Source organism: Streptomyces sp. NPDC055506, from assembly GCF_053643595.1.
In genome coordinates this window covers 1-5,859 of sequence record NZ_JBSHKH010000234.1, presented here as the reverse complement: position 1 = coordinate 5,859, position 5,859 = coordinate 1, and the positions used below count along the sequence as shown (strand labels likewise).

Here is a 5,859-nt window from a genome sequence, read left to right as displayed (position 1 = left end):
CCCGACGGCGAACCGGCGCCCTGCGCACGGGCGTCCTCGCCCGACTTGGCCAACTGGTCGGGCGCGGCCGTCTCACCGGGCCCTGCGGCCGCACCGGTCGCCGCGGCGTCCGAGGTCCGGGCCTCCTCGTCGCGCCGTGCTGCCTCGGCGTCCTCCTTGCGTTCGTCCGACTGCTTCCGGTCCCGTTCCGTCCCGGCGGTGTCCGCCGTCGAGGCCGCACCGGGAGACGCCGCACCGAGGGCGCCTCCGGCTCCGGACGCATCGGTCTGCTGCGCGTCAGCCGTACCACTCAGGAGGTCTTCGAAGGACCCGCTGCCTTCGTCGTCCTCGGAGCGCGCCGCGGTGTCCGGGGATGCGGTGGCGGGCGTGGCCTCCTGCGGTGCCGCGTCCGGCGCCGGGGCTTCGGAGGCGGACGACGGGCTGGGCAGCGGGGCCGTACCCTTCCGCCGCTCCTCGACGAGGTTCGGGTTCTTCGCCGCGTCCGTGTATCCGACCAGGTCGGCATCGGGCACGGGCTGCGCGCCGGCCGCCCCGGCCGTGTCGTCGCCCGCCTCCCGTTCCGTGTCGTCCTGCGCGGGTTCCGCGTCCAGGCCCAACGGCTCGTCGTCGCCGTCCTGTTCGTTCTCGGGGTCGCCCACCGCACGGGCCGTTCCGGTGTCCCCGCCGGTCCGGGACTTCTCGCCGGGCTCGGCGCCGCTGCGGTCGACGGTGCCCGGGGCGGGGGCCTGGCGGCGGGTCGCCTCGGACGCGCCCTCGTCCTCGCGCCGCTCCTGCTCGCCGGCCTGCTTCTCGGGGTCCTGGGCCGCCTCGTCCTCGGGGCCGCCCCGGTCCTCCTCGGCGTCGCGCTCGTCCTGCTTGTCCTGGTCCTGCTGGTCGCGTTCGGTGTCCGAGGCGTCCTTGCGTTCGTCGGCGGCGTCCTTCTCGGCGTCCCGGCCGGAGGCGTCCTTGTCCTCCTGCCGGCCCTGCGAGCGCTCCTGCTCGTCCTTGGAGCCCTCCTGCTGCCGCCCGGCCGAACCGGCGCCGCCCTGGGCGGGCTCCTGGGCGTTCTCCTGGTCGGCGTCGCCGGAGGCGGATCCTTCGCCGTCCTGGTTCCCGGCGTCCTCTTCCCGGTCGCCACCGGGCGCGGACCGGCCGTCCTGCGCTTCCCCACCGGGCTTGCCGGGCTCGCCCGGCCGTACGTCCCGGCCGGGGGCGGCATCGGTTTCGGAGTCCTCGCGAGCGCGCTCCTCCTCGATCTCCTCCGCCGCACCGGGTACGGCCAGTGGAGCCGCGGCGGCCTCCATCGGCAGCGGGCCCGACCGCTCCGTCTCCTCCACGCCCTCCAGCAGCCGGTCGACGACGGGCACGGGCAGCCGCAGTTCCAGTCGGTCCAGGACGCTGTCCTGCACCTCGGGCGCCATGCGGGCCAGCTGGATCCGGACGCGGCCCGACCGGTCTTCCGGGTCGCCGCGCAGGGAACGCAGCAGGCCGTTGGCGAGGCGGTCGACGAGGGTCGCGGGGTCCAGTTGCTCCGTGCGGCGGCGGTCGGCGTCGACGGTCGCGTAGCGGAGCCAGCCGGGGGTGGCCTGGGCCTGGTCGAGGTCCACGGCCGCGTCCGGCCCGGGTTCCGTGCCCCGTACCAGCTCCTGCGCGGCCGACTCGGCCTCCCGTTCGATGGCCTGCTGCGGCAGGCTCACCGCGCCCAGGTCGCGGCCTGCCCGCAGGGTGCCGAGGCCGTGCGGGTTCTGGATGGTGTGCAGCAGCTCGTGGGCGAGAAGCCGGCGGCCCTCGTCCGTGCCCGGCCGGTACGCCCCTTCGCCGAAGAAGATGTCCTGGCCGACGGCGACCGCGTCCGCGCCGAGCAGGTCCGCGAGCTGACCGGCGTCCCGGCCGGTGTGCAGGCGTACGCGGCTCAGGTCGTGCCCGAGGCGCTCCTCCAGCTCCCGTCGTACGCCCGGGTCGAGCGGCTGACCCGCGCCGCTGACGATGTTCTTCGGCTCGGGGGCACGGGACGTGGCCGCACGCTCCTTGCGCTTGCGGCGGCGCTGCTCGGCGGACTGCTCGGAACGGCTGTCCTGGGTCGGTGAGCCGCTCATGACGTCACCTCCCCGCGACCGCACAGGCCTTCGTGCACCGCGCGCGCCAGTTCCTGCCCGAGGCGGCGTGCGGACAGGCCTGCGGGCAGCGGGGGCAGGCCGGACAGGACATCGGCCGTCCAAGGACCGTCGGCGGGCACGCCGCGCTCGCGGACCAGCCGGGTCAGCTCGTCCTCGAAGGCGGCCGACACCCGGTCCGGGTCCGCGCGGAAGCCGTCGAGGACCAGCTCGCCGATCTCCACGCGGATCTCGCGCGGCGCCGATGTCGCACCCACCCGCGTCCCACCGGTCTGTGTTGTACCGGTGCGCGTCCCACCCGTCTGCGTCCCACCTGTCTGTGTCACACCCATCCGCGGACCTCCGTCGGCGTCAAGGAGCGTTCCAGCTTGAGGTATTCGGTACGGGCTCCCGCGAGCATGTGCCGCATCTGGAGGGACTCGCCCTCCTCGGCGGCGAGGAACGCGCCGGACAGGGCGATGTTGCGGATCGAGCCGCCCGCCACGGTCAGCTGTGCGAGCAACCGCGGGTCGATGTCCTTCACCGGGGCCTGCGGCGGCAGCACACGGCGCCAGATCTCGGCGCGTTCGTGCTCTGCCGGGAAGGGGAAGTCGACGACGAAGCGGATGCGCCGCAGGAAGGCGTTGTCCAGGGCCTTCTTCATGTTGGTGGTGAGGATGGCGAGACCGCGGTAGGCCTCCATCCGCATCAGCAGATAGCTGACCTCGAGGTTGGCGTACCGGTCGTGGCTGTCCTTGACCTCGCTGCGCTTGCCGAACAGGGCGTCGGCCTCGTCGAAGAGGAGGAGCGCGCCGCCCCGTTCGGCGGCGTCGAAGACACGGCGGAGGTTCTTCTCGGTCTCACCGATGTACTTGCTGACGACCTGCGAGAGGTCGATGACGAACAGGTCGAGGCCGAGTTCCTTCGCCATCACCTCGGCGGCCAGGGTCTTCCCGGTGCCGGAGCCGCCCGCGAAGAGCGCGGTGACCCCCAGGCCGCGGCGCAGGGTGGCCGCGAAGCCCCACTCCTGGTGGACCATGGCGCGCTGACGCACATGCGCGACGATCTCCCGCAGCACGCCGGTCTGCCGCTCGTGCAGCACGAGGTCGTTCCAGCCGGCCTGCGGTTCGATACGGCGGCCGAGTTCGTCCATGCCGACCCGGGCCTCGTCCATACCGGCCCGCCAGGCCAGGCCGGCGGCGTCGAGCTCGTCCTCGTAGGGCAGTTCACGGCGGACGGTGGCGGCGGCGGACCGTACGACGTGCGGGGGCAGCTGGAACTGGGCGATCAGGGACCGCAGTTCGCTCTCCTCCAGGTCGGCCACATCACCGAACGCGTCGCCCCACAGCGCCAGTTGCTCCTCGTCGTCCAGGCTCGGCACGCTGACCCGGGTGCCGTGCGGGCGGTCCGTGCGGCGCGGGTCGGCGCTCGACACGACGACCGGTACGGCGGCCCCGGCCAGGAACGCCTCCGTGGCGGCCTGCTGATCCCGGTCCGGCTCACCGAACTCCAGGAGCAGCGCGGCGGGCAGCAGGATCGCCTCGCGCTGCCACAGCCGGGCGAACCGGTCGCGCTCGGCGGGGTCGACGGGGATGTCCTCGGCGCTCAGCGCGTACAGCCCGAGCCCGGCGCGCGCGGCGGCCGCGGCGGCGATGTCGGCACGGCTGCGCAGGTCGCCGCCGACCAGTTCGACGAGCAGCGGCGTGTCGGGGCGGGCGCCGTCCGTCCAGCCGGCCGCGACGCCGCTCGCGGCGAGGTCGTACGACGGCGGCAGCCGGTCGGGCACCGGCGTGCGGCGCAGCTGGCCGTGCAGCCGGGCGTCCAAGTAGGGCGAGCCGAGCAGGAAGTGCAGGATGCGTTCGTCGAGCCGGAGCCGGGACGTCGTCAGCCGTGACGTGTCGTCCAGCTCCACGATCCGCCAGCGGCGCAGCGGCGACACGGGCGGCAGAGCGCTCCAGTGCGGTTCGTCCAGGGCGGCCAGGGCGAGCGAGAACGTCGGGTACGCCCGCTCCGGATCACCGCTCGCGGCGGCACACCGGGCGCCGGTCGTCGGCTCCAGCTCCTGCGCGGCGGCGAGCAGCACGAGGTCACGCTCGAACACGGTGAGCCCGAAGCAGGCGACCAGGGCGTCGAGGGGGGCGGTACCAGGACCGTCGACGACGGCCCCGGGCACGGGGGTCTGCGTGGCGTCGGGCCCTTCCGGCGGCGTACCCACATCGTCGCGGGCGGCGCTGCCGTCGGGGTTCTGCGGGACACGCTGGGCGGCGGCGCCGTCGGGACCCTGCGAGACACGCTGCGCGGCTGACCCGCCCGGGCCTTCTCCCGCCGCACGCCCCGCACCCGCACCCGCACCAGCACCAGCACCAGCACCAGCACCAGCACCAGCACCAGCACCAGCACCAGCCTGCGCACCGCGAGGCGAGGCCGCGCCCCCGAGCGTCTCCCCCGCCGCGCGCCTCGCATGAGCGTCGACGCGGGCCAGGACACGCCGGATCTCGGCCGTCAGCGTCGGGCCGACGCCCGGCGCGGCGGCAGCCGTCCTCCCCGCCCCGGCCGTGCCCTGCGCTCTCATGTCCTCACCTGCCCCCGCCGCTCCCATGTGCCTCAGTTCTCCGTGTCCTCGTCGCCGTCCGTGTGCTCCGCCGCCGGCCGGATCTGCGGGGGCTTGGCGGACTTGGCGGCCGTCTTCTTCGCGGCCCTGGCGGGCGGCGCGGGCTTACGTCCCCGGGTCGCCTTCGCGGGTGTCTTCGCCGGTGTCTTGGCGACGGCCTTCACAGGTACGTCGGACGGCTCCGCGGCACCCTGCGACGGCGGTCCCTCGGGCGCCGGCTCCGGCGAGGCCGGCGGCACCGGCGCGCCCGGCGCCCCGAACGGCAGGACCCGCACCTCCGGCCGTTCCACCGGCTTCGCCGGCACCGGCGTCTCGCGCCCGTCGATGAGGACCAGGACCGCCTGGTAGACGACGGACAGCGTGTACGGCGTCTGGTGGAGCATCCCCCACAGCTTGGACGTCTCGTCGACATCCATCACGGTCGGCGTGAACCGCACCCGTTGCACCGCCCCGGCCAGGTCGCTCCCGCTCAAGTGCGGCCGCTGACCGGCGAGTTCGATGATGTCCCTGGGCAGTACGGGTATCTCGTGCAGGGTGCGCACCACCGAGCCGATCAGGCGCTGCCCGACCAGTTCCGCCTCCTCGCCGTACGCACTGATCAGGTAGTGCAGGTCGAGCGCGGCGGCCGGCCGCCGGACCAGCGTTCCGTCGGACGCCCGGGCCGGCAGGTCGTTGTTGCGCTGCGAGGTGTTGGGCGTGACCTGGTACAGGAACACGGTGATGGTCGGCTCGAGGGGCGGGTCGGCCGGCGGCTTGCGCGGCTCGACCTTCACCGCGATGTCGATGTCCGGCGGAAGGTTGGCCTCGATCAGCAGGGCGAGGGCCTGGGTGACATGGGCGAGGGCAAGTGCGTTGCTCATGGCGTCGGTTCCTCGGTCCCTCTCCTCGTCCTGGTCCTGCTCGTCGTACGGCTGCCGTGCCGTCGCTTGTCACTCACTCGCGTCCCCTGGCCAGATAGTCCGCGAGGCTGACCGCGGCCCGGGGGCGCTCCGCGTCCCGTGACCGGGGCCTGTCGCCACCGCCCTGCGGCGCGCCGCCCGCGGTGACCTCCAGCCGTCCGATCTGCACCTGCACCACCTGCTCGGCCGGGCGCCCGGGACGGCGGGCCGCGGCTTGCCGGACGGCGTCCCGGGCGGCCGCCGTGTCCGCCGCGCTGGGGAGCAGCGGGGTGGACAC

The 5,859-nt window shown here is 74.6% G+C and carries 4 protein-coding genes and 1 pseudogene; all 5 read right to left on the bottom strand.

The window, feature by feature from the left end; all coding sequences use genetic code 11:
- Positions 1 to 2,075, bottom strand: a 2,075-nt coding sequence (locus tag ACWIF2_RS39825) for an eCIS core domain-containing protein (protein WP_454366485.1), incomplete at its 3' end; no start/stop codon positions are given.
- The gene (locus ACWIF2_RS39820) at positions 2,072 to 2,350 is read right to left on the bottom strand and encodes a hypothetical protein (RefSeq protein WP_454366483.1); all 279 of its coding nucleotides are present in this window, start codon (positions 2,348 to 2,350) and stop codon (positions 2,072 to 2,074) included. The genes ACWIF2_RS39825 and ACWIF2_RS39820, both read right to left, overlap by 4 nt.
- 65 nt (positions 2,351 to 2,415) lie before the next feature.
- A complete protein-coding gene (locus tag ACWIF2_RS39815) occupies positions 2,416 to 4,245 on the bottom strand; it encodes an ATP-binding protein (protein WP_454366481.1) in 1,830 nt (609 codons plus the stop codon).
- Between the two features lie 431 nt (positions 4,246 to 4,676).
- Entirely contained in the window at positions 4,677 to 5,543 is an 867-nt protein-coding gene (locus tag ACWIF2_RS39810; protein WP_454366480.1) for a DUF4255 domain-containing protein, read from the bottom strand.
- A gap of 73 nt (positions 5,544 to 5,616) precedes the next feature.
- A pseudogene (locus ACWIF2_RS39805) lies at positions 5,617 to 5,859 on the bottom strand (hypothetical protein); the annotation flags it as partial.

What these genes read in the sequence shown, in the direction of transcription:
- ACWIF2_RS39810 (WP_454366480.1), bottom strand. Translation starts at nt 5,543, where the DNA reads ATGAGCAACGCACTTGCCCTCGCCCATGTCACCCAGGCCCTCGCCCTG.